The sequence below is a fragment of the Streptomyces sp. NPDC051183 genome (genome assembly GCF_040682455.1).
GTDB lineage: Bacteria > Actinomycetota > Actinomycetes > Streptomycetales > Streptomycetaceae > Streptomyces.
The window spans coordinates 177,976-197,372 of sequence record NZ_JBFBBA010000004.1; the positions used below are offsets into that span (position 1 = coordinate 177,976).

General features: G+C 71.0%; 18 protein-coding genes and 1 riboswitch. Of the genes, 15 read left to right on the forward strand and 3 right to left on the reverse strand.

What is annotated here, in order from left to right; all coding sequences use genetic code 11:
- The first annotated feature begins 75 nt into the window (after positions 1–75).
- Positions 76–1,320 (forward strand): Ig-like domain-containing protein, encoded by a 1,245-nt coding sequence (locus tag AB0M99_RS05255; RefSeq protein WP_365917301.1) that lies wholly within the window; start codon positions 76–78, stop codon positions 1,318–1,320.
- 124 nt (positions 1,321–1,444) lie between these two features.
- On the opposite strand, the gene AB0M99_RS05260 is transcribed toward AB0M99_RS05255, so the two are convergent.
- Positions 1,445–1,849, reverse strand: a complete 405-nt coding sequence (locus AB0M99_RS05260; RefSeq protein WP_365917302.1) for a hypothetical protein — start codon at positions 1,847–1,849, stop codon at positions 1,445–1,447.
- 221 nt (positions 1,850–2,070) lie between these two features.
- Here AB0M99_RS05260 and AB0M99_RS05265 point away from each other — a divergent pair, with 221 nt between their 5' ends.
- From AB0M99_RS05265 to AB0M99_RS05295, 7 genes are all read left to right on the forward strand, one after another.
- On the forward strand, positions 2,071–2,691 hold the full coding sequence (locus AB0M99_RS05265; RefSeq protein ID WP_365917303.1) for a heme-copper oxidase subunit III: 621 nt from the start codon (positions 2,071–2,073) through the stop codon (positions 2,689–2,691).
- A 76-nt stretch (positions 2,692–2,767) separates the two neighbouring features.
- The gene (locus AB0M99_RS05270) at positions 2,768–3,577 is read left to right on the forward strand and encodes a c-type cytochrome (protein ID WP_365917304.1); all 810 of its coding nucleotides are present in this window, start codon (positions 2,768–2,770) and stop codon (positions 3,575–3,577) included.
- Positions 3,574–4,632: a Rieske 2Fe-2S domain-containing protein gene (locus AB0M99_RS05275; protein WP_365917305.1), complete on the forward strand. Its 1,059-nt coding sequence runs from the start codon at positions 3,574–3,576 to the stop codon at positions 4,630–4,632. Before AB0M99_RS05270 ends, AB0M99_RS05275 begins: the two co-directional genes overlap by 4 nt.
- On the forward strand, positions 4,629–6,254 hold the full coding sequence (locus AB0M99_RS05280) for a cytochrome bc complex cytochrome b subunit (RefSeq protein ID WP_365917306.1): 1,626 nt from the start codon (positions 4,629–4,631) through the stop codon (positions 6,252–6,254). The genes AB0M99_RS05275 and AB0M99_RS05280 overlap by 4 nt, the downstream gene beginning before the upstream one ends.
- A 184-nt stretch (positions 6,255–6,438) precedes the next feature.
- Positions 6,439–7,503 carry an anthranilate phosphoribosyltransferase gene (gene trpD, locus AB0M99_RS05285; RefSeq protein WP_365917307.1) on the forward strand — a complete coding sequence of 355 codons (1,065 nt, stop codon included), beginning with the start codon at positions 6,439–6,441 and terminating at the stop codon, positions 7,501–7,503.
- A 79-nt stretch (positions 7,504–7,582) separates the two neighbouring features.
- Positions 7,583–7,699, forward strand: a riboswitch (SAM riboswitch).
- 219 nt (positions 7,700–7,918) lie between these two features.
- Positions 7,919–9,316 (forward strand): aminotransferase class V-fold PLP-dependent enzyme, encoded by a 1,398-nt coding sequence (locus AB0M99_RS05290; RefSeq protein WP_365917308.1) that lies wholly within the window; start codon positions 7,919–7,921, stop codon positions 9,314–9,316.
- Between the two features lie 12 nt (positions 9,317–9,328).
- Positions 9,329–9,919 (forward strand): hypothetical protein, encoded by a 591-nt coding sequence (locus AB0M99_RS05295; protein WP_365917309.1) that lies wholly within the window; start codon positions 9,329–9,331, stop codon positions 9,917–9,919.
- 10 nt (positions 9,920–9,929) lie between these two features.
- Here AB0M99_RS05295 and AB0M99_RS05300 read toward each other — a convergent pair whose 3' ends face one another.
- Positions 9,930–10,211, reverse strand: a complete 282-nt coding sequence (locus tag AB0M99_RS05300) for an Lrp/AsnC ligand binding domain-containing protein (RefSeq protein ID WP_365917310.1) — start codon at positions 10,209–10,211, stop codon at positions 9,930–9,932.
- Positions 10,208–10,930 (reverse strand): rhomboid family intramembrane serine protease, encoded by a 723-nt coding sequence (locus AB0M99_RS05305; RefSeq protein WP_365917311.1) that lies wholly within the window; start codon positions 10,928–10,930, stop codon positions 10,208–10,210. The genes AB0M99_RS05300 and AB0M99_RS05305 overlap by 4 nt, the downstream gene beginning before the upstream one ends.
- A 127-nt stretch (positions 10,931–11,057) precedes the next feature.
- Here AB0M99_RS05305 and AB0M99_RS05310 point away from each other — a divergent pair, with 127 nt between their 5' ends.
- From AB0M99_RS05310 to AB0M99_RS05340, 7 genes are all read left to right on the forward strand, one after another.
- Positions 11,058–11,297 carry a hypothetical protein gene (locus AB0M99_RS05310; protein WP_008738811.1) on the forward strand — a complete coding sequence of 80 codons (240 nt, stop codon included), beginning with the start codon at positions 11,058–11,060 and terminating at the stop codon, positions 11,295–11,297.
- A gap of 40 nt (positions 11,298–11,337) precedes the next feature.
- Complete coding sequence (locus AB0M99_RS05315; protein ID WP_365917387.1) at positions 11,338–12,702, forward strand: NYN domain-containing protein; 1,365 nt, start codon at positions 11,338–11,340, stop codon at positions 12,700–12,702.
- A 255-nt stretch (positions 12,703–12,957) separates the two neighbouring features.
- Positions 12,958–13,980 (forward strand): NlpC/P60 family protein, encoded by a 1,023-nt coding sequence (locus AB0M99_RS05320; RefSeq protein ID WP_365917388.1) that lies wholly within the window; start codon positions 12,958–12,960, stop codon positions 13,978–13,980.
- A 241-nt stretch (positions 13,981–14,221) separates the two neighbouring features.
- A complete protein-coding gene (locus AB0M99_RS05325) occupies positions 14,222–15,265 on the forward strand; it encodes an NlpC/P60 family protein (RefSeq protein ID WP_365917312.1) in 1,044 nt (347 codons plus the stop codon).
- Positions 15,266–15,290: 25 nt separating this feature from the next.
- A complete protein-coding gene (locus AB0M99_RS05330) occupies positions 15,291–16,427 on the forward strand; it encodes a hypothetical protein (RefSeq protein WP_365917313.1) in 1,137 nt (378 codons plus the stop codon).
- Positions 16,428–16,484: 57 nt separating this feature from the next.
- Positions 16,485–17,627, forward strand: coding sequence for a glycosyltransferase family 4 protein (locus tag AB0M99_RS05335; RefSeq protein WP_365917314.1), 1,143 nt, complete (start codon positions 16,485–16,487; stop codon positions 17,625–17,627).
- 142 nt (positions 17,628–17,769) lie between these two features.
- Entirely contained in the window at positions 17,770–19,386 is a 1,617-nt protein-coding gene (locus AB0M99_RS05340; RefSeq protein ID WP_365917315.1) for a GMC oxidoreductase, read from the forward strand.
- Positions 19,387–19,397 lie beyond the last annotated feature (11 nt).

Consider the following 19,397-nt stretch of genomic DNA (forward strand, 5'->3'; position numbering starts at 1 on the left):
GACAGAGGAGTCCGGGCCCCTCGTTTGCAGTCATCCCGCGCGCCGTAATTGTCATACCTTCATAGCGTTGGCTCCATGAAGCACTCACCGCGTCTTTGGACGGTACTCAGCTGCTCCCTGCTGGTCGCGTCCCTCGGGGCCGGCGCCACCGCATGCGGGTCCGGCGACAACCCGCTGTCTGCCCGCCCGTACGACGCGGGCGATCAAGTCGCCTTCAACCAGGCCTCCGGCAGCCGCCCCGTCGACCCCGACAAGCCCCTGGAAGTGACCGCCAAGAGCGGCGACGGCCGGATCACCGACGTCAGCGCCGTGGACAGCCACGGCCGCCGCCTGGCCGGCGAGCTGTCGGCCGCGGGCGACCGCTGGCACAGCACCGTCCCGATGGCCGCGGGCGTCCGCTACACGGTCATCGTGGGCACGGAGGACCAGCGGGGCGCCCCGGGGCAGCGCACGCTGACTTTCGACACCACCCCGGCCAAGAAGGTCCTCAAGGTCGAATTCGGCCCCGACGAGGGCAAATACGGCGTCGGACAGCCCCTCACGGCCGAACTCGACGAGCCGGTGAAGGACAAGGCGGCCCGAGCCGTCATCGAGCGGGGCCTGATCGTCACCGCCCCGCCCGGAGTCGTGGGCGCCTGGTACTGGGTGGACGACAAGACGCTCCACTACCGGCCCAAGGACTACTGGCCCGCCAACACCGAGGTCTCCGTACGGAGCAACCTGGAGGGCATCAAAATCGCCGAGGACCTCCACGGAGCCGCTGCAAAGCCGCTCAAGCTGGAGATCGGCGACCGCGTCGAGGTCACCACCGACGCCTCTTCGCACTACCTCACCTTCAGGCGCAACGGAGAAGTGATCAACACCATCCCGGTGACCACCGGGAAGCCGGGCTTCTCCACCCGCAACGGCGTCAAGGTCGTGCTCGGCAAGCAGTACTACGTCCAGATGCGCGGCGACACGGTCGGCATCGGCGGCAGCGAGTACTACAACCTGCCCGTCTACTACGCGACCCGTGTCACCTGGAGTGGTGAATACGTCCATGCCGCACCGTGGTCCATCGACTCCCACGGCTACGCGAACGTCAGCCACGGCTGCACCGGCATGAGCACCGGCAACGCCGCCTGGTTCTACGAGAACATCACCGAGGGCGACATCGTCAGAGTGATCAACAGCATCGGCGACGACATGGACAACTTCGGCAACGGCTACGGCGACTGGAACGTCGACTGGAAGGACTGGCGCGAGGGCAGCGCCCTCCTCAAGGGCACCCAGGAGGGCCGCAGCCCCATCGACCAGGCGCGCCTGCGCCCGCAGGTCTGAGCCCCGGGCGGCCGCGAGGGGGCCAGGAGGGCCCCGGACCGGGCCGCAGAGGCCCGTACGGCCACCTACCGGCGCGCGGGAGTCCCAAGGGGCTCCCGCGCGCCGCCGCGTGCGTGCGGGGCGGCTACGCGGCCGAGGAGGACAGCCGGGCGCGCAGCAGACCCGCCAGGGCGGCCGCGAACTCCACAGGATCCACCGGAAGGGTGACGGCCGCGTCCGCGCGGCTCCACGTGGCCAGCCAGGCGTCCTGCGGCCGCCCCATGAGCAGCAGCACCGGCGGGCAGTTGAAGACCTCGTCCTTGATCTGCCGCGCCACGCCCATGCCCCCGGCCGGGGCCGCCTCGCCGTCCAGCACGCAGACGTCGATCCCGCCCGCATCCAGTTCCGTCAGGACAGCCGGCAGCGTGGCGCACTCCAGGAACTCCACGGGCGGCAGGTCCGCGGCCGGCCTGCGCCCGGCCGCCAGTCGTACCTGCTCCCGGGTGCCCGCGTCGTCGCTGTAGACCAGAACCCGCGCAGTCGCCCGCATTTCGTTCCTCCACGTATCCGCGAAAAACGCTGATGATGCGCGGGATGCTACTCCGTCTGCCCCGGTGTCAACATCGGTTCGGACAGCCTCGCCCGCAGACTTCCCGCGGAGTTCCCAGCCGCTCCCGGAGGGCGATCTGATGGGCCGTTCGGGCCTTGCACACGCCCCTGACACTCCGAACGGCACCCCCCGGGGTGAGGGCGGGATAAGCGACCGACATAATGTCGGTCGTGGCGACAGCAACGACAGTAGATACCGGGCACGCGCACCCGACGGTCAACCGGCCGAACCTCGTCAGCGTCGGAACCATCATCTGGTTGAGTTCCGAGCTGATGTTCTTCGCGGCCCTCTTCGCGATGTACTTCACCCTGCGATCCGTGATGGGCGCCGAGTACTGGTCAGAACAGGCTTCGTTCCTGAATCTGCCCTTCTCGGCGACGAACACCACGATCCTGGTGCTCTCCTCGCTCACCTGCCAGCTCGGCGTATTCGCAGCCGAGCGCGGTGACGTGAAGAAGCTCAGGACGTGGTTCATCATCACGTTCGTCATGGGTGCGATCTTCATTGGCGGCCAGGTGTTCGAGTACACCGAGCTGGTCAAGCACGAGGGCATGAGCCTCTCGTCCGATCCGTACGGCTCGGTGTTCTACCTGACCACCGGCTTCCACGGTCTGCACGTGACGGGCGGTCTCATCGCCTTCCTGCTGGTCCTCGGCCGGACGTACGCGGCCAAGAGGTTCACCCACGAACAGGCCACGTCGGCCATCGTCGTGTCCTACTACTGGCACTTCGTCGATGTCGTCTGGATCGGCCTCTTCGCGACGATCTACCTGATCAAGTAGCGAACCCGTTGCCGGGTCCGACCCGGCACTCCGTCCAGACACACCGACGCAGAAGATCCTGACACCGGGGTAATCCGTGAAAAAGCTCTCCTCACGACGACGCCATCCGCTGGCGGCGGTCGTCGTTCTACTCCTCGCGCTGGCGGCCACTGGGGGGCTTTACGCCGCCTTCGCCCCCGCGGGCAAGGCGCAGGCCGATGAAACCGCCCAGTCCCTCGCCATCGAGGAGGGCAAGAAGCTCTACGCCGTGAGCTGCGCAAGCTGCCACGGAACCGGCGGTCAGGGTTCCTCTGACGGCCCGAGCCTGGTCGGCGTCGGCTCCGCGGCCGTCGACTTCCAGGTGAGCACGGGCCGCATGCCGGCCCAGCAGCCCGGCGCCCAGGTGCCGAAGAAGCCCAACATCTACACCCAGGCGCAGATCGACCAGCTCGCCGCGTACATCGCCTCCCTCGGCGCCGGCCCCATCACGCCGACCGAGAAGCAGTACGACCCGGCGGGTGCCGACATCGCCAAGGGTGGTGAGCTGTTCCGCAACAACTGCGCGCAGTGCCACAACTTCACTGGTGAGGGCGGCGCGCTGACGAACGGCAAGTACGCCCCCAACCTCGAGGGCGTCGAGCCGAAGCACATCTACGAGGCCATGCTCACCGGCCCGCAGAACATGCCCTCCTTCCCGGACAGCACCATGCCGGAGAAGCAGAAGAAGGACATCATCGCGTACCTCCAGACCGTGAACGGCGAGAAGTCGACCAGCCCCGGTGGCCTCAAGCTCGGCGGCCTCGGCCCCGTCTCCGAGGGTCTGTTCGGCTGGGTCTTCGGTCTGGGTGCGTTGATCGCTGTCGCCGTCTGGGTCGCGGCCCACACCGCTAAGGCCAAGAAGTCATGAGTAGCCAAGACATTCCCGAAGAGAAGCACCTGCCGAGCGAGCAGGGCGACGCGCACCACGGTGGTGTAGCGGTCGCGGACGACCCGTTCGCCGACCCGGGCCTGCCGGTCCACAAGCCCCGCATCCAGGACATCGACGAGCGGGCGGCCAAGCGTTCCGAGCGCACGGTCGCGATGCTGTTCACGCTGTCGATGCTGGCCACGATCGGCTTCATCGCCTCCTACGTGAGCATCCGGGTCGACAAGATCGTCTACATCTTCCCGATCGGGAAGGTGAGCGCGCTCAACTTCGCCCTGGGCATGACCCTGGGCGCGGCCCTCTTCTGCATCGGCGCGGGCGCGGTCCACTGGGCCCGCACCTTGATGTCCGACGAGGAGATCGCCGACGAGCGCCACGAGATCGCGGCTCCGGCCGACGTCCGGGCCAAGGTCATGCAGGACTTCGCCGATGGCACGGACGAGTCCGCCATCGCCCGTCGTCCCCTGCTGCGCAACACGATGCTCGGCGCGCTGGCCCTGCTGCCGCTGTCCGCCGTCGTGATCCTGCGCGACCTGGGCCCGCTGCCCGAGGACAAGCTCCGCAAGACCATCTGGGCCAAGGGCAAGCTGCTCATCAACCAGAACACGATGGAGCCGCTGCGTCCCGAGGACGTCATCGTCGGTTCGCTGACCTTCGCCATGCCGGAAGGCCTGGAAGAGCACCAGCACGACTTCCAGGTCCAGATCGCCAAGGCCGCCCTGATGATCGTCCGGATCAAGCCGGAGGACATCAAGGACAAGCAGGAGCTGGAGTGGTCCCACGAGGGCATCGTGGCCTACTCCAAGATCTGCACCCACGTCGGCTGCCCGATCAGCCTGTACGAGCAGCAGACGCACCACGTGCTCTGCCCGTGCCACCAGTCCACCTTCGACCTCTCCGACGGCGCCCGAGTCATCTTCGGCCCGGCTGGTCACGCGCTTCCGCAGCTGCGGATCGGCGTCAATGACGAAGGCTTCCTCGAGGCGCTCGGCGACTTCGAAGAGCCCGTCGGCCCTGCTTTCTGGGAGCGCGGATGAGCACTGCCACTGACACTGAACGCAAAGCGCCGGCCGGCGAGCGCGTAGCCGACTGGGCGGACGGCCGCCTGGGCATCTACACCCTCGCCAAGGCGAACATGCGCAAGATCTTCCCGGACCACTGGTCCTTCATGCTGGGTGAGATCTGCCTCTACAGCTTCACGATCCTCATCCTCACGGGTGTGTACCTGACGCTGTTCTTCCACCCGAGCATGAACGAGGTCGTGTACCACGGCTCGTACGTCCCGATGCAGGGCGTCACGATGTCCGAGGCCTTCGCCTCGACGCTCGACATCAGCTTCGACGTCCGCGGCGGTCTGCTCATCCGGCAGATCCACCACTGGTCGGCGCTGATCTTCGTCGCCGCGATGCTCGTGCACATGATGCGCGTGTTCTTCACGGGCGCGTTCCGCAAGCCGCGCGAGGTCAACTGGATCTTCGGCTTCCTGCTGCTGGTCCTCGGCATGTTCACCGGTTTCACCGGTTACTCCCTGCCGGACGACCTGCTCTCGGGCACCGGTGTCCGCTTCATGGAGGGCGCGGTCCTGTCCGTGCCGGTCGTCGGCACGTACCTGTCGTTCTTCCTCTTCGGCGGCGAGTTCCCGGGCGGCGACTTCGTCGCGCGCTTCTACTCGGTGCACATCCTGCTGCTGCCGGGCATCATGATGGGCCTGATCGTGGCCCACCTGATCCTCGTCGTGTACCACAAGCACACCCAGTACGCGGGTCCCGGCAAGACCGAGAAGAACGTCGTCGGCATGCCGCTGCTGCCGGTCTACATGGCCAAGGCCGGAGGCTTCTTCTTCCTGGTCTTCGGTGTCATCGCGGCCATCTCGGCCATCGCGTCGATCAACCCGATCTGGGCGCTCGGCCCGTACCGCCCGGACCACGTGTCCACCGGTGCGCAGCCGGACTGGTACATGGGCTTCTCCGAGGGCCTCATCCGTGCCATGCCGGGCTGGGAGATCAACCTGTGGGGCCACACCCTCGTCCTGGGCGTGTTCGTCCCGCTGATCATCTTCCCGCTGGTCCTGGTCGCGATCGCGGTCTACCCGTTCATCGAGTCCTGGGTCACCGGCGACAAGCGCGAGCACCACATCCTGGACCGCCCGCGCAACGTCCCGACCCGCACGGGCTTCGGTGTGGCCTGGCTGACGTGGTACGTCGTTCTGCTGATCGCCGGTGGCAACGACATGTTCGCGCAGTACTTCCACATGTCGATCGAATCGATCACCTGGTTCGCCCGGATCGGCTTCTTCGTCCTTCCGGTGATCGCGTTCATCATCACCAAGCGGATCTGCCTCGGCCTCCAGCGCCGGGACCGGGACAAGGTGCTGCACGGTCGCGAGACCGGCATCATCAAGCGCCTGCCGCACGGTGAGTTCGTCGAGATCCACGAGCCGCTCTCGCAGGGCAAGCTGCACACGCTCACCTCGTACGAGCAGTACAAGCCGGTCGAGATCGGCCCGACGGTCGACGAGAACGGTGTCGAGCGCAAGGTGAAGCTCACCGAGAAGCTCCGCGCGAAGCTGAGCAAGGGCTACTTCGGCGAGGACAACCAGATTCCGAAGCCCACGGTGGAGGAGTACAAGGAGATCCAGAGCGGCCACGGCCACCACTGATCCCCGCACGGCTTGAACGCATGAGGGACTGATTTCGGTCAGTCCTGGTGTCGCCACGGTGAGAGCCCCGTCCAATCATTGGACGGGGCTCTTTGCCGTTCACCTGCGCTGGATAGGCTGAGACCCTTCCCAATCGACGCGGGCGGCTAGTACGGGGGCGGCCCACCAGCAGCAGGAGCGGACCATGAACGTTGTGACCCCGGCAGGCGGCGACAGCGTGGCGGCCCGTGGCTGGCCGGGCGTCCTCGACGCCCTGCTGAACGGCCAGGACCTGCACGCCGACGACACGGCCTGGGCCATGGACCGGATCATGCGCGGGGAGGCCACCGACGCCCAGATCGCCGGCTTCGTGGTCGCGCTGCGGGCCAAGGGCGAGACGGTCGCGGAGATCACCGGCCTGGTGCGCACCATGTACGAACACGCCAACCTGATCCAGGTGCCGGGCCGGACGGTGGACATCGTCGGCACCGGCGGCGACGGCGCCAAGACGGTGAACATCTCCACGATGTCGGCCGTCGTGGTGGCCGGTACGGGTGCCAAGGTGGTCAAGCACGGCAACCGGGCCGCGTCCTCCGCGAGCGGTTCCTCGGACGTCCTGGAGAAGCTCGGGGTGAACCTCGACCTCACCCCGCAGCGGGTGGTGGAGGTCGTGGAGGAGGCCGGGATCACGTTCTGCTTCGCCGTGAAGTTCCACCCGGCGCTGCGACACGTGGCGGCGGCCCGCAAGGAGCTGGGCATCCGGACCACCTTCAACTTCCTCGGCCCGCTGACCAATCCGGCCCGGGTGCGGGCGCAGGCGACCGGTGTGGCCGATGCCCGGATCGCGCCCATCATGGCGGGCGTGCTGGCCGACCGGGGCTCCTCCGCGCTGGTCTTCCGGGGCGACGACGGCCTGGACGAGCTGACCACGACCGCGACCTCGCGGGTGTGGTGGGTCCGCGACGGCAAGGTCGCGGAGCAGACCTTCGACCCCCGTGACGTGGGCATCTCGCTGGTCGACGTCTCCGCGCTGGGCGGCGGGGACCCCTCGTACAACGCGGACGTCGCCCGCCGGCTGCTGGCCGGCGAGACGGGTCCGGTCCGCGACGCCGTGCTGCTGAACTCGGCGGCCGCGCTGGTGGCCCTGGACCCCGGTACGGGCACGCTGGAGGAGGAGCTGCGGGCCGGCATGGCCCGGGCGGCCGAGGCCATCGATTCGGGCGCGGCCCGGGCGGCGCTCGCCCGGTGGGTGCAGGCCAGTAACCGCTGATCATTTTCGGCCAAGATCCCGGTCCGGAATGTGGACCGGGGTCTTGCGCCGGAGGGATCTTGTGGCAGGATGCTCAGCAGGTCACGAGTGACAGCGTTTAGGCCCCGGCTTGCTGTCCGGCAACCCTCCTTCCGTGGCGGGGTGCCCCGGGTGATGACCAGGTCGTAGGCAGCGAGGTCTACGGCAAGCGCGGATCCCTCGACACCAGGGGTCCTGGTCTCTCGAGGAGTTCCTTCCGTGAGCAAGCGAATGCGATAGGGCGAATCCGCCCCCACTTCAACCCTCGGAACAGGGTCACTTTCGTGTACTCCCGTTCGTTTCCGAGGACTTTCCCGTACCCCGGACGGCCGTAGCGCCGTACCCGCGTACGGGCACTTTCGAAGCCATTCAGCCCTGCCTGCCGGGAGATACCGCCATGTCCGCATTCCTGAACGCCGTCGCCACCACCACCGCCACCTCCGTCGCCGCCGAGGCCGACCCCGCCTGTGCCGCGCCGCTGCCGGTCCTCGGCCGCGACGTCACCGTCCCGCTCGTCACCGGCGGCGAGGTCACCTACGCCGCCCTCGACTACGCGGCCAGCGCCCCGGCCCTGCAGCGCGTCTGGGACGACGTGGCCGCGTACGCCCCGTACTACGGCAGCGTGCACCGCGGCGCCGGCTACCTCTCGCAGCTCTCCACCGACCTCTTCGAGCAGAGCCGGGTCACGGTCGCCGAGTTCCTCGACTGCCGGCCCGCCGACCAGGTCGTCTTCACCCGGTCCACCACCGACTCCCTGAACCTCCTCGCCGCCGTGCTCCCGGCCGGCTGCCAGGTCTTCGTCTTCGAGACCGAGCACCACGCCTCGCTGCTGCCCTGGACGAACGCGCAGGTCACGTACCTCAACGCACCCCGCACCCCGGACGAGGCCGTCGCCACCCTGGAACGGGCGCTCGCCGACCGGGAGCCCTACGGCCCGGCGCTGGTCTGCGTGACCGGCGCGTCCAACGTCACCGGCGAACTGTGGCCGGTGAAGGAGCTCGCCGCCGCAGCGCACGCCCACGGCGCGCGCATCGTCCTGGACGCCGCCCAGCTGGCCCCGCACCACCCCGTCTCGGTGCAGGACCTCGACGTGGACTGGGTCGCCTTCTCCGGGCACAAGCTGTACGCCCCCTTCGGCTCGGGCGTGCTGGCCGGCCGCGCGGACTGGCTCCAGCAGGCCGAGCCGTACCTGGCCGGCGGCGGAGCCTCGCGCAAGGTCGCCCGGCGGGAGGACGGCGGGGTGGACGTCGAGTGGCACACCACCGCCGCGCGGCACGAGGCCGGCTCCCCGAACGTGATCGGCGTGTACTCGATCGCCTCCGCGTGCAGGGCGCTCACCGAGGCCGGCTTCGACACCCTGGTCGCCCGCGAGCAGGAGCTCATCGCCAAGGTCCGCGAGGGCCTGGCCGAGGTCCCGGCGGTCCGGATCCTCTCCCTGTTCGGCGAAGACGCCCCGCGCGTCGGCGTCATCTCCTTCGTCGTCGACGGCTGGAACAGCTCGCACTTCGCCGCCGCGCTGTCCGCCGAGTACGGGATCGGCGTGCGCGACGGGCTGTTCTGCGCCCACCCGCTGGTCCGCACCCTGCTGGGCAGCGAGCCGCAGGCCCAGGGCGAGTGCGGGGCCCCGGAGGCCGCCCCGGGCGAGCGCTCCCTCAACGCCATCCGCGTCAGCTTCGGCGCGGGCACCCCCGACGAGCACGTCGAGCGCTTCGTCCGCGCGGTGCGCGAGCTCGTCCAGGACGGTGCCAAGTGGCAGTACCGCACCGAAGAGGGCCGCTGCGTCCCGGCCGTGTGACAGGGTCGGGCCATGACGTACTGGGACCCGATACCCACAGCCCGCGCGGCGCGGACCGGACCGCTGCCCACCCCGGACGGCGGTACGTGGCTGCCGGATCCGGCCCACGGCGGGTACTGGAACACCAGGCCGGACCGGTGGGACGGGCGCAACTGGCGCAATGTCCCGGGCCCCTTCTACGGCTCCGGGACCGACAGCTGCTGGATGGGCCGGCTGATCGCGCCCGCCAACGTCCTCTACGACGACGAGTGGGGCGAGGAGTTCGTCTACCGCCAGCCCCGCGACGCGCACGAGACGCTCGCGGTGCTCGGCGCGGCCGCCCAGGACCCGATGGTGGGCTACGCCTGCGACGGTGACGACCACTGGACCCCCGAGCTGGTCCGCGCCTGGTGGCGGGACCGCGGCCGGGTGCGGGAGTGGGCCGTCGCCCTGGACCGCACGTGGTCGGCGTCGGCGGAGGCCCAGGAGCGCGAGGCGGCCGCCGGGGCGCGCGACTACGTCGCCCACATCGACGGCGGCCTCGAAGACCACCTGCGCGGCTACCTGTTCCGGCTCTCCGAAGGCCGCCCGGCGGCTCCCGGCGAGAGCCTGCCGGGCCTGTAGGCGTAGGCCCCTACGCGTCCAGGCCGATGGCGAAGGCCGCTTCCAGGTCGTGCTGGGAGTAGGTGCGGAACGCCACGTGGGTGTCCGTCACCTCGACGCCCGGGATCTTGCTGATGCGGCCGGGGATGATGTCCGCCAGGGTCTCGTGGCGGGCGACGCGGACGAGCGCGATCAGGTCGTACGTACCGGTGACGGAGTAGACCTCGCTGACGCTGTCCAGCGCGGCGATGGACTCGGCGATCTCAGGAATGCGGTCCACGCTGGTCTTGATGAGCACGATCGCGGTGATCACGGTTGGCTGTCTCCCTCGCTGGCCGTCGCTGGTCGTCTCACTCTAGTCGTACGCCGGTAGCGCACCCACGCGTAGAGGAACCCGAGCGAGAAGCCCACCACGTGGGCCAGATAGGCGACGCCCGGGCCGCTGCCCGCGCGGTGCGCCGCCAGCCACTGGAGGCCGAACCAGAAGAGCAGGACGATCCACGCCGGGAAGCGCAGCGGCAGGAAGAAGAGGAACGGGAACAGGCTCGTCACCCGGGCCCTGGGGAACAGGCACAGGAAGGCGCCCAGGACCGCCGAGATCGCCCCGGAGGCGCCGACCAGCGTCTGGTCCGAGGAGGCGTTGGCCGCCGCGTACGCGGCCAGGGCCAGGTAGCCCGTACAGACGTAGAAGCAGAGGAACTCCGTCCGGCCCATGCGCTCCTCGGTCATGGCGCCGAAGACGTAGAGGAAGAGCATGTTGCCCAGCAGGTGCAGCCAGCTGCCGTGGATGAACAGCGCCGTGAGCGGCGTCAGCAGGGCGCGGTGGGCCCCCGTGAACAGCTCGTCGGGGACCACGCCCCAGCGGCGGAAGTACTCCGTCCCCGAGACCAGCAGCTCCCCGCCCGTCCCGTAGCCCGGGTTCAGGCCCGAGGCCGGGCCGAGCAGGAACACCACGCAGCACGCGGCGATCAGCGAGTGCGTGACCACCGGGCCCCGGGAGGCCTCGCGCAGGGCCTGCCACCTTACGATCATGCGACCGAGCATGACCCAACCCGACCCACTTGGAGCGGTGGCAGGCCGTAGGGTTACGAGCTGCGCAGTCCGCCGGGTCGTGCGGGCGGCTTTTGATTGAATGAACCATGAAGGAGAGAGCGGCCTGATGACGGTTCCCCTGCCTACCGACACCACCCGGTGGCGCTGCACCCTGTGCGGCAACCTCACGCGGTTCGACGTCACCCGTTCGTCGAAGGTCGTGGAGTACGTCCACTTGGACCTCGCCGGGGAGCCGAAGGTCGAGGAGCGCGAGGTGGTCAATGAGACCATCGAGTCGGTCCGCTGCCGCTGGTGCAACGCGGTGGACCAGATCGAACTCGTGGACAGGCCGGGCGCGGACTCCTGACGGAGCCGTGCCCACACGTACATCACGGTAGGGGTGACGGATTGTGGAGCCAGCAAGCGGCGCTGAGCCGGCCGACGCGGCCGGCGACGCCGCAGAGGTGCTCGACCGCCCGCTGCCGGAAGGCGTGCGGCGCCGGGTGGTCGCGCTCGTCTCGGACGCCTTCGGCGGTCTGACGGTCGCGGACCTCCCGGCGCAGTTGCGCCAGTACGCCCGTTTCACCCCGACCCGGCGCGCCAAGTTCGCGGGCAACGCCATGGCGACGGCGGTCGAGACCGACCCCGTCTTCCGCGGCCGGGTCGCCGAGAAGTTCCGCGAGGCGCAGGCCGAGCTCGCCGGGGCGCTGGACGCGGGCGCCCCGCCCGCGGCCGCCGATCCGCTGGACGTGGCGGCCGCCGCGTACGTCCTGCGGCCGGTCGGCTGGGTCAAGCTGGTGGCCGCCGCGGGCGAGGAGGCGCAGCGCGCCGATGCCGAGCGGGTGGGCGAGGAGACCCGGCGGGAGCTGGACCGCCTCCGCGAGGAACTGGTCCACGTACGGGAGCTGCAGCGCACCGGCGGCGAGCAGGTGCGGGTGGAGCTGGACGCGGCCCGCAAGGAAGCGGAATCGCTTCAGCGCAAACTGCGCAGCGCCCTCAGCGACGTCAAGCGGGGCGAGGCCGCCCTGCGCAAGGTGAACGCCGAGATCGACGGCATCCGCGGTGAGGCGGCCGCGCAGGTGGCCGCAGCCGAGAGCGAGACCCGGCGGCTCAAGTCCCGCCTCGCGGAGGTGGAGACGGCGCTGGAGACCTCGCGCCGGGCCACCCGCGAGGGCCGCAGCATCGAGGACATGCGGCTGCGGCTGCTGCTGGACACCGTGCTGGACGCGGCGGCGGGGCTGCGCCGCGAGCTGGCGCTGCCGCCGGTGTCCACGCGGCCGGCGGACACCGTGGACGCGGTGGAGCCGGGCCTGATGACCCCCAAGGACATCGCGGCGCGCGCCCTGTCGGAGACCGATCCGGCGCTGCTGGACCAGTTGCTGGCGCTGCCTCAGGCGCACCTGGTGGTCGACGGCTACAACGTGACCAAGACGGGCTATCCGACGATGCCCCTGGAGAAGCAGCGCCTGCGGCTGCTGGGCGGGCTGTCGATGCTCGCCGCGCAGACGGGTGCGGAGATGACCTGTGTCTTCGACGGTGCGGAGCTGGCGGCCCCCGTGCTGCTCGCGCCGCCGCGCGGGGTGCGGGTGCTGTTCTCCAAGGCCGGTGTGACGGCGGACGAGCTGATCCGCCAGCTGGTGCGCGCCGAGCCGCCGGGCCGGCCGGTGGTCGTGGTCTCCACCGACCGCGAGGTCGCCGACGGGGTGGCCAAGGCCGGGGCCCGGCCGGTGGCGTCCGCCTTGCTCCTGAAGCGGCTTTCACGCGTTTCGTAACTGCTGAGTCGAATGCCGGAATTGGCAGGACTTCGAGGGAACGTACCGTCAAGTGCCCTGCACGGAGCGTGCGCTGTAGGTAAAGAAGCTGGTCGGAGACCGAGTTTTTTCCCTGCAGGATTTGAACTGATCACAGAAGGGTCACTAGGGTCAGCTCAAACCTTCGTGCGGTAGATCACTCATTCGGGGTGTCGGCGAAGGTGTCGCCGAGTCTTGAGTTCCTTCGGCGGCTCTAGGAAGAAGGAGCTCGCCTTCGTGGCGTCCCACCGTCGACCCAAGCAGCCGACCCGCACTCGTGTGACCGTGCTGACCGCGACCGCAGCAGCGGCCGTCGCCCTCTCCTCCCAGGGTGCCTCCGCGGCTCCGGCGAAGCCGAGCAAGGACGAGGTCAAGACCCAGGTCGACGCCCTCTACGAAGAGGCCGAGCAGGCCACCGAGAAGTTCAACGGGGCCCAGGAGCGCCAGGACAAGCTGGAGAAGGAGATAGGCCAGCTCCAGGACCAGGTCGCCCGCGGCCAGGAGGAGCTCAACGTCCTGCGCGGCACCATCGGTTCGATGGCCAGCGCGCAGTACCGCACCGGCGGCATCGACCAGTCCCTCACGCTGTTCCTCTCCGCCGACCCCGACAACTACCTCGACAAGGCCTCCACGCTGGAGCAGTTGAGCGGCAAGCAGGTCGAGGCGGTCCAGAAGATCCAGGCCAAGCAGCGCAGCCTGGCGCAGCAGCGCCAGGAGGCCGCCGGCAAGCTCGCCGACCTCGATGCGACCCGCAAGGAGCTCGGCGAGAAGAAGAAGATCTCGTCGGACAAGCTCGCCCAGGCCCAGGCCCTCCTCAACACGCTGACCGCGCAGGAGCGCGCGCAGCTCAAGGAGGAGGCCAAGAAGGCGGGCGGCAGCGCGGCCGAGCAGGCCGAGCTCAGCAACGTCAAGGGCTCCGGCCGGGCCGCGGACGCGCTGCGCGCCGCCGTGACCAAGAACGGCGCGTCCTACGTCCGCGGCGGCACCGGACCGAACGCGTTCGACTGCTCCGGCCTCACGCAGTGGGCGTACCGGCAGGCCGGGATCAAGATCGGCCGCACGACCTACGACCAGGTCAAGGACGGCCAGAAGATCAGCCTGAGCGAGCTCCAGCCCGGAGACCTGGTCTTCTACTCCAACCTCCAGCACGTCGGGCTGTACGCGGGCAACGGCAAGGTCTTCCACGCCGCCAACCCGAGCGCCGGCGTCCTGTACGGATCCCTCAGCGGCTTCGCCTACGGGGTCCGCGTCGGCAGCTGACGCCCCCCGCCCCGTCGGGACGCGCCGCACACCGCCCATCCGGGCGAATTCCGGAGCCCCGATCTGACCACACGCCCCGCCGGTGACCTGCGTCTCCGGCGGGGCGTCACTGTGTGTGGCCCTCGGCGGTCGTTGGCCGGTGCGTGTCCGCGCGGCTACTGTCTGCCAGCGCGGAACCCGGCACACGGCCGTCCACGGGGGGCGGACCCGGGCACCGCGCAGCGGAAGGGAGCGGTTGCACGTGGCGTCCCATCGCCGGCCCGGGCCCAGTGCCCTCGACCGGAACACCAAGGTCACCGTCCTCACCGCCGCCGCGGCAGGAGCCGCGGTCGCCATGACGGGCGCCCCCGCGAGCGCGGCCCCCGGTCTGCCCCACGACCCCCCGGCCGGCGCCCGCGCCCGGGTCGACCGGCTCTTCGAGGAGGCCGAGCAGGCCACCGAGCGCTTCAACGAGGCGGGCGCGAAGGCCGACAGGCTCCGGGCCGAGGTCAACCGGACCCAGGACGCGGTGGCCCGCGGCCAGGACCGCATCAACACCATGCGGGGCATCCTCGGCGCCTTCGCCGGGGCCCAGTACCGCTCCGGCGGCATCGATCCCGCCGTGGAGCTGATGCTGTCCGAGGACCCGGACGACTACCTGGAGAAGGCCGCCGCCCTCGACCGGCTCACCGGCGCCCAGGCCCGTCGGCTCGACGAACTGCGCTCCGAGCAGCGCCGGCTCGGCCAGCAGCGCCAGGAGGCCTCCCTCAAGCTCGCCGAACTGGACGCCGTACGCGCGGACGTGGCCAGGCAGAAGCGCGCCGTCACGGCCAAGCTCGCCGCGGCCCGCCGGCTGCTGAACGCGATGCCCACGCAGGAGCGCGCCGACTTCGAGCGCGCCTCGCGGTCCGGCGGCCGCCCCGAGGGGCTGCCCGACCTGCCCTCCGCGGGCCCCTCCTCGGGGCGCGCCGGGGCCGCGGTGATGGCGGCCCGGTCCGCGGTCGGGCGCCCGTACATCTGGGGCTCCACCGGCCCCTCCGGCTTCGACTGCTCCGGGCTGATGGTGTGGTCGTACCGGCAGGCGGGTGTCGCCCTGCCGCGCACCTCGCAGGCCCAGCGCTACGCCGGCCGGCAGGTGCCGCTCTCGGAGGCGCGGCCGGGCGACCTGGTGACGTACCGCTCGGACGCCAGCCACGTCGGCATGTACGTGGGCAACGGCCAGGTGGTGCACGCCCCTTACCCGGGGGCCCGGGTGCGGTACGACCCCGTCGGGATGATGCCGGTGTCGTCGGTGACCCGGCCCTGAGTCCCGCCGTGCGTACGATCGGCTGATGCTGTCGGCGCACCTCCTCCTCCGTCGTACCCTCCTGCGGGCCCTGCCGGCCCTGCTGTGCGGGCTGCTCGCCGGGTGCGGGTCCGGGGCGCGGCCGGCCGGCGCCGCCGGGCAGGAGGTCCGGCGGGCCGTGGCCGAGTGGTCCGCGGCCCCGCCCGAGGCGCTCGCCGGGGTCCCGCTGGAGGGATGGTCGTACGAGGTCACCTCCGTGCGGGAGGACGGCGTACGGGCCTTCGCGCGGGCGGAGCTGCGCTACCGGCTCGCCGGCTTCGACGCGGCTCCCGCCGGGTCGGCCCGCGAGGTCGAGCTGGCGGCGGGGCCGGGCGGGCGGTGGCGGGTCACCGCGGACCGGCCGGCGCCGGGCGCCCTGCCGCAGCTGTGGGACCAGGGCCCGGTGACGGTACGCCGGGGCGCGCACGCGCTGGTGCTGGGCGGCGCCGGCCAGAGCCCCGAGACCCTGGAGGCCGTCGCCGCCGAAGCCGACCGGGCGGTCCCCGCGGTGAGCGCCGCCTGGCCGGAGCCCTGGGCGGGGCGGGTCGTGGTGGTGGTCCCCGGATCGCTGGAGCGGATGGCGCAGCTGCTGGGCCGGCCGGCCGACGAGTACCGGGGCCTGGGAGCGGTCACCGTGGGGCGGGTCGGCACCGCCCCGGCCGCCGCCGACCGGGTCGTCGTCAACCCGGAGGGGTACGGGCAGCTCACCGCCGAGGGGCGGCGGATCATCCTGACCCACGAGACCACGCACGTGGCCACCCGCGCGGCGACCACGGAGACGACCCCGCTGTGGCTCTCCGAGGGCTTCGCGGACTGGGCGGCGTACCGGGGGACCGGCAGCAGCCCGGCGCAGGCCGCGCCGGCACTCGGCCGGGCGGTGCGGGCCGGGGAACTGCCGGGCGCGCTCCCCGTGAACGGGGCGTTCGCCTTCGGCGGGGACTCGGACGCGCTGGCGCGGGCGTACGAGGGCGCGTGGCTGGCCTGCCGGCTCGTCGCGCAGGAGTGGGGGGACGCGGCCCTGGTCGCGCTGTACGGGAAGGCGGGGCGGGAGCCGCTGCCGACGGCCCTTCAGGAGACCCTGGGCACGGACCCGGCGGGGCTCACCCGGGCCTGGCAGGACTACCTGCGCCGCGAGCTGCGCTGAGTCGCGCGGGGTTCGTCCGGCAGGGGCGGGCGGGGGGTCCGGTAGGGTCGGCAGGCGATGCACAAGACCCTGATCGTGACCAACGACTTCCCGCCGCGACCGGGCGGCATCCAGGCCTTCCTGCACAACATGGCGCTGCGGCTGGATCCCGACCGGATCGTCGTCTACGCCTCCACCTGGAAGCACAGTGCGGAGGGCCGCGAGGCCACCGCGGCCTTCGACGCGGAGCAGCCCTTCCAGGTCGTGCGCGACCGCACGACGATGCTGCTGCCGACGCCGCGGGTGACCCGGCGGGCGGTGGGCCTGCTGCGCGAACACGGCTGCGAGTCGGTGTGGTTCGGCGCGGCGGCCCCGCTGGGTCTGATGGGCCCGGCGCTGCGGCGCGCGGGGGCCCGGCGGATCGTGGCGACCACGCACGGGCACGAGGCGGGCTGGGCGCAGCTGCCGGCCGCGCGGCAGCTGCTGCGGCGGATCGGCGAGGGCACGGACACGCTGACGTACCTGGGGGAGTACACGCGCTCGCGGATCGCCTCGGCGGTGACGGACCGGGCGGCGGCACGCATGGTGCAACTCCCGCCGGGGGTCGACGAGAAGACCTTCCACCCCGGGTCGGGCGGCGCGGCGGTCCGGGCCCGGCTGGGGCTCACCGACCGGCCGGTGGTGGTGTGCGTGTCCCGGCTGGTGCCGCGCAAGGGGCAGGACACCCTGATCGAGGCGATGCCGCGGATCCTGGCGGCGGTGCCCGACGCGGTGCTGCTGGTGGTGGGCGGCGGCCCGTACGAGGCGGACCTGCGGGCGCTGGCCGCGGCCAAGGGCGTCGCGGACTCGGTGGTCTTCACGGGGGCGGTCCCGTGGTCGGAACTGCCCGCGCACTACGGCGCCGGGGACGTCTTCGCGATGCCGTGCCGGACCCGGCGCGGCGGGCTGGACGTGGAGGGGCTCGGCATCGTCTACCTGGAGGCGTCGGCGACGGGCCTGCCGGTGGTCGCGGGCGACTCCGGCGGGGCGCCCGACGCGGTGCTGGACGGGGAGACGGGCTGGGTCGTGCGGGGCGGCGCCCCCGAGGACGCGGCGGACCGGATCACCACCCTCCTCCAGGACCCTGCCCTGGCTGCCCGCATGGGCGCCGCCGGGCGGGCGTGGGTCGAGGAGAAGTGGCGCTGGGACCTCCTGGCGGAGCGCCTGCGCGAGCTGCTGTAGCCGCCCGCGGGCGGGGCTGCCGACGGGCCACTGCCAGGCCGCTGCCGGGTCGCTGCAGGGGTCCAGCCACGCCTGACTGTCTCTCAGATGCCTGTCAAGACGGCGTCTAGCTGGAAGGCCGGATTCCGCCCATGATGCGCCCATGACACCAAACCTGACGCGTCGTCACCTTCTGGGCATCGGCGCCCTCCAGACGGCTGCGGCCCTCGGCTTCACGCGGATCGGCCTCGCCTCCGCCTCCGCCGTCGAGCCGGGCGCAGCGCACTACGCCCCCGCCATCGTCGTGGGCTCCGGATACGGATCCGCCGTCGCCGCCCTGCGCCTCGGACGGGCGGGAGTGCGTACCGTCGTCCTGGAGATGGGACGGCTCTGGGACACCCCCGGTCCCGACGGCAAGGTCTTCCCCTCCACCTCCGCCCCCGACCAGCGCTCCATGTGGTTCCGCAACCGCACCGAGGCCCCCCTCGCGCAGTTCCTCTGGCTGGACGTCGTCAACCGCAACATCACCCCGTACCCCGGCGTCCTCGACCGCGTGAACTACGGCGACATGTCCGTGTACGTGGGGCGCGGGGTCGGCGGCGGATCGCTCGTCAACGGCGGGATGGCGCCGACGCCCCGGCGCTCGTACTTCTCCGAGGTGCTGCCCCAGGTCGACGCCGACGAGATGTACGGCACCTACTACCCCCGCGCCCGCGCCATGCTCGGCGTCAACGACATCGACCCCGCCTGGTTCGAGTCCACGGAGTGGTACCGCTTCGCCCGCATCTCCCGCAAGCACGCCCAGAACACCGGCCTGAAAACCACCTTCGTCCCCAACGTCTACGACTTCGAGTACATGAAGCGCGAGGCCGCCGGCACCGCCACCAGGTCCGCGCTCGCCGGGGAGGTCATCTACGGCAACAACCACGGCAAGAAGAGCGTCGACAAGACCTACCTCGCCGCCGCCATCGGCACCGGCAACGTCACCATCGAGACCATGCAGCGCGTGGTCGCGGTACGCCGGGACCCCGCCGGGGGGTACGTACTGACCGTGCAGACCAGCGACGTCACGGGAAGGGTCGTCCAGGTACGCGAACTCGGCTGCCGGCAGCTCTTCCTCGGCGCCGGGAGCCTGGGGACCACGGAGATCCTGCTCCGGGCCCGGGAGACCGGCACCCTCCCGGCGCTGAACGACAAGGTCGGGCTCGGCTGGGGCCCCAACGGCAACGTCATGACCGCCCGCGCCAACCACCTGTGGGACACGGTCGGCGCCAACCAGGCCACCATGCCCGCACTCGGCATCGACGACTGGGACAACGCCGCGAACCCGGTCTTCGCCGAGATCGCCCCGCTGCCCATGGGGATCGAGCACTGGATCTCGATGTACCTGGCCATCACCAAGAACCCCGAGCGCGGGCACTTCACCTACGACGCGGCCAGTGACTCGGCGCGCCTGAACTGGACCCGGGACCAGAGCACGCCGTCCGTCCAAGCGGCCAAGTGCCTCTTCGACCGGATCAACCGGGCCAACTTCACCATCTACCGGTACGACCTGTTCGGCGGCAACAAGGCCTTCGCCGACAACTTCACCTACCACCCGCTCGGCGGCTGCGTTCTCGGCGCCGCGACTGACGACTTCGGCCGCGTCAAGGGCTACCAGGGGCTGTACGTCGTCGACAGCTCCCTGATCCCGGGGTCCCTCGGGGTGAACCCGTTCGTGACCGTCACCGCCCTCGCCGAGCGGAACATGGCCCGGATCCTCGCCGAGGACCCCCGCTAGGCCACGGGGGC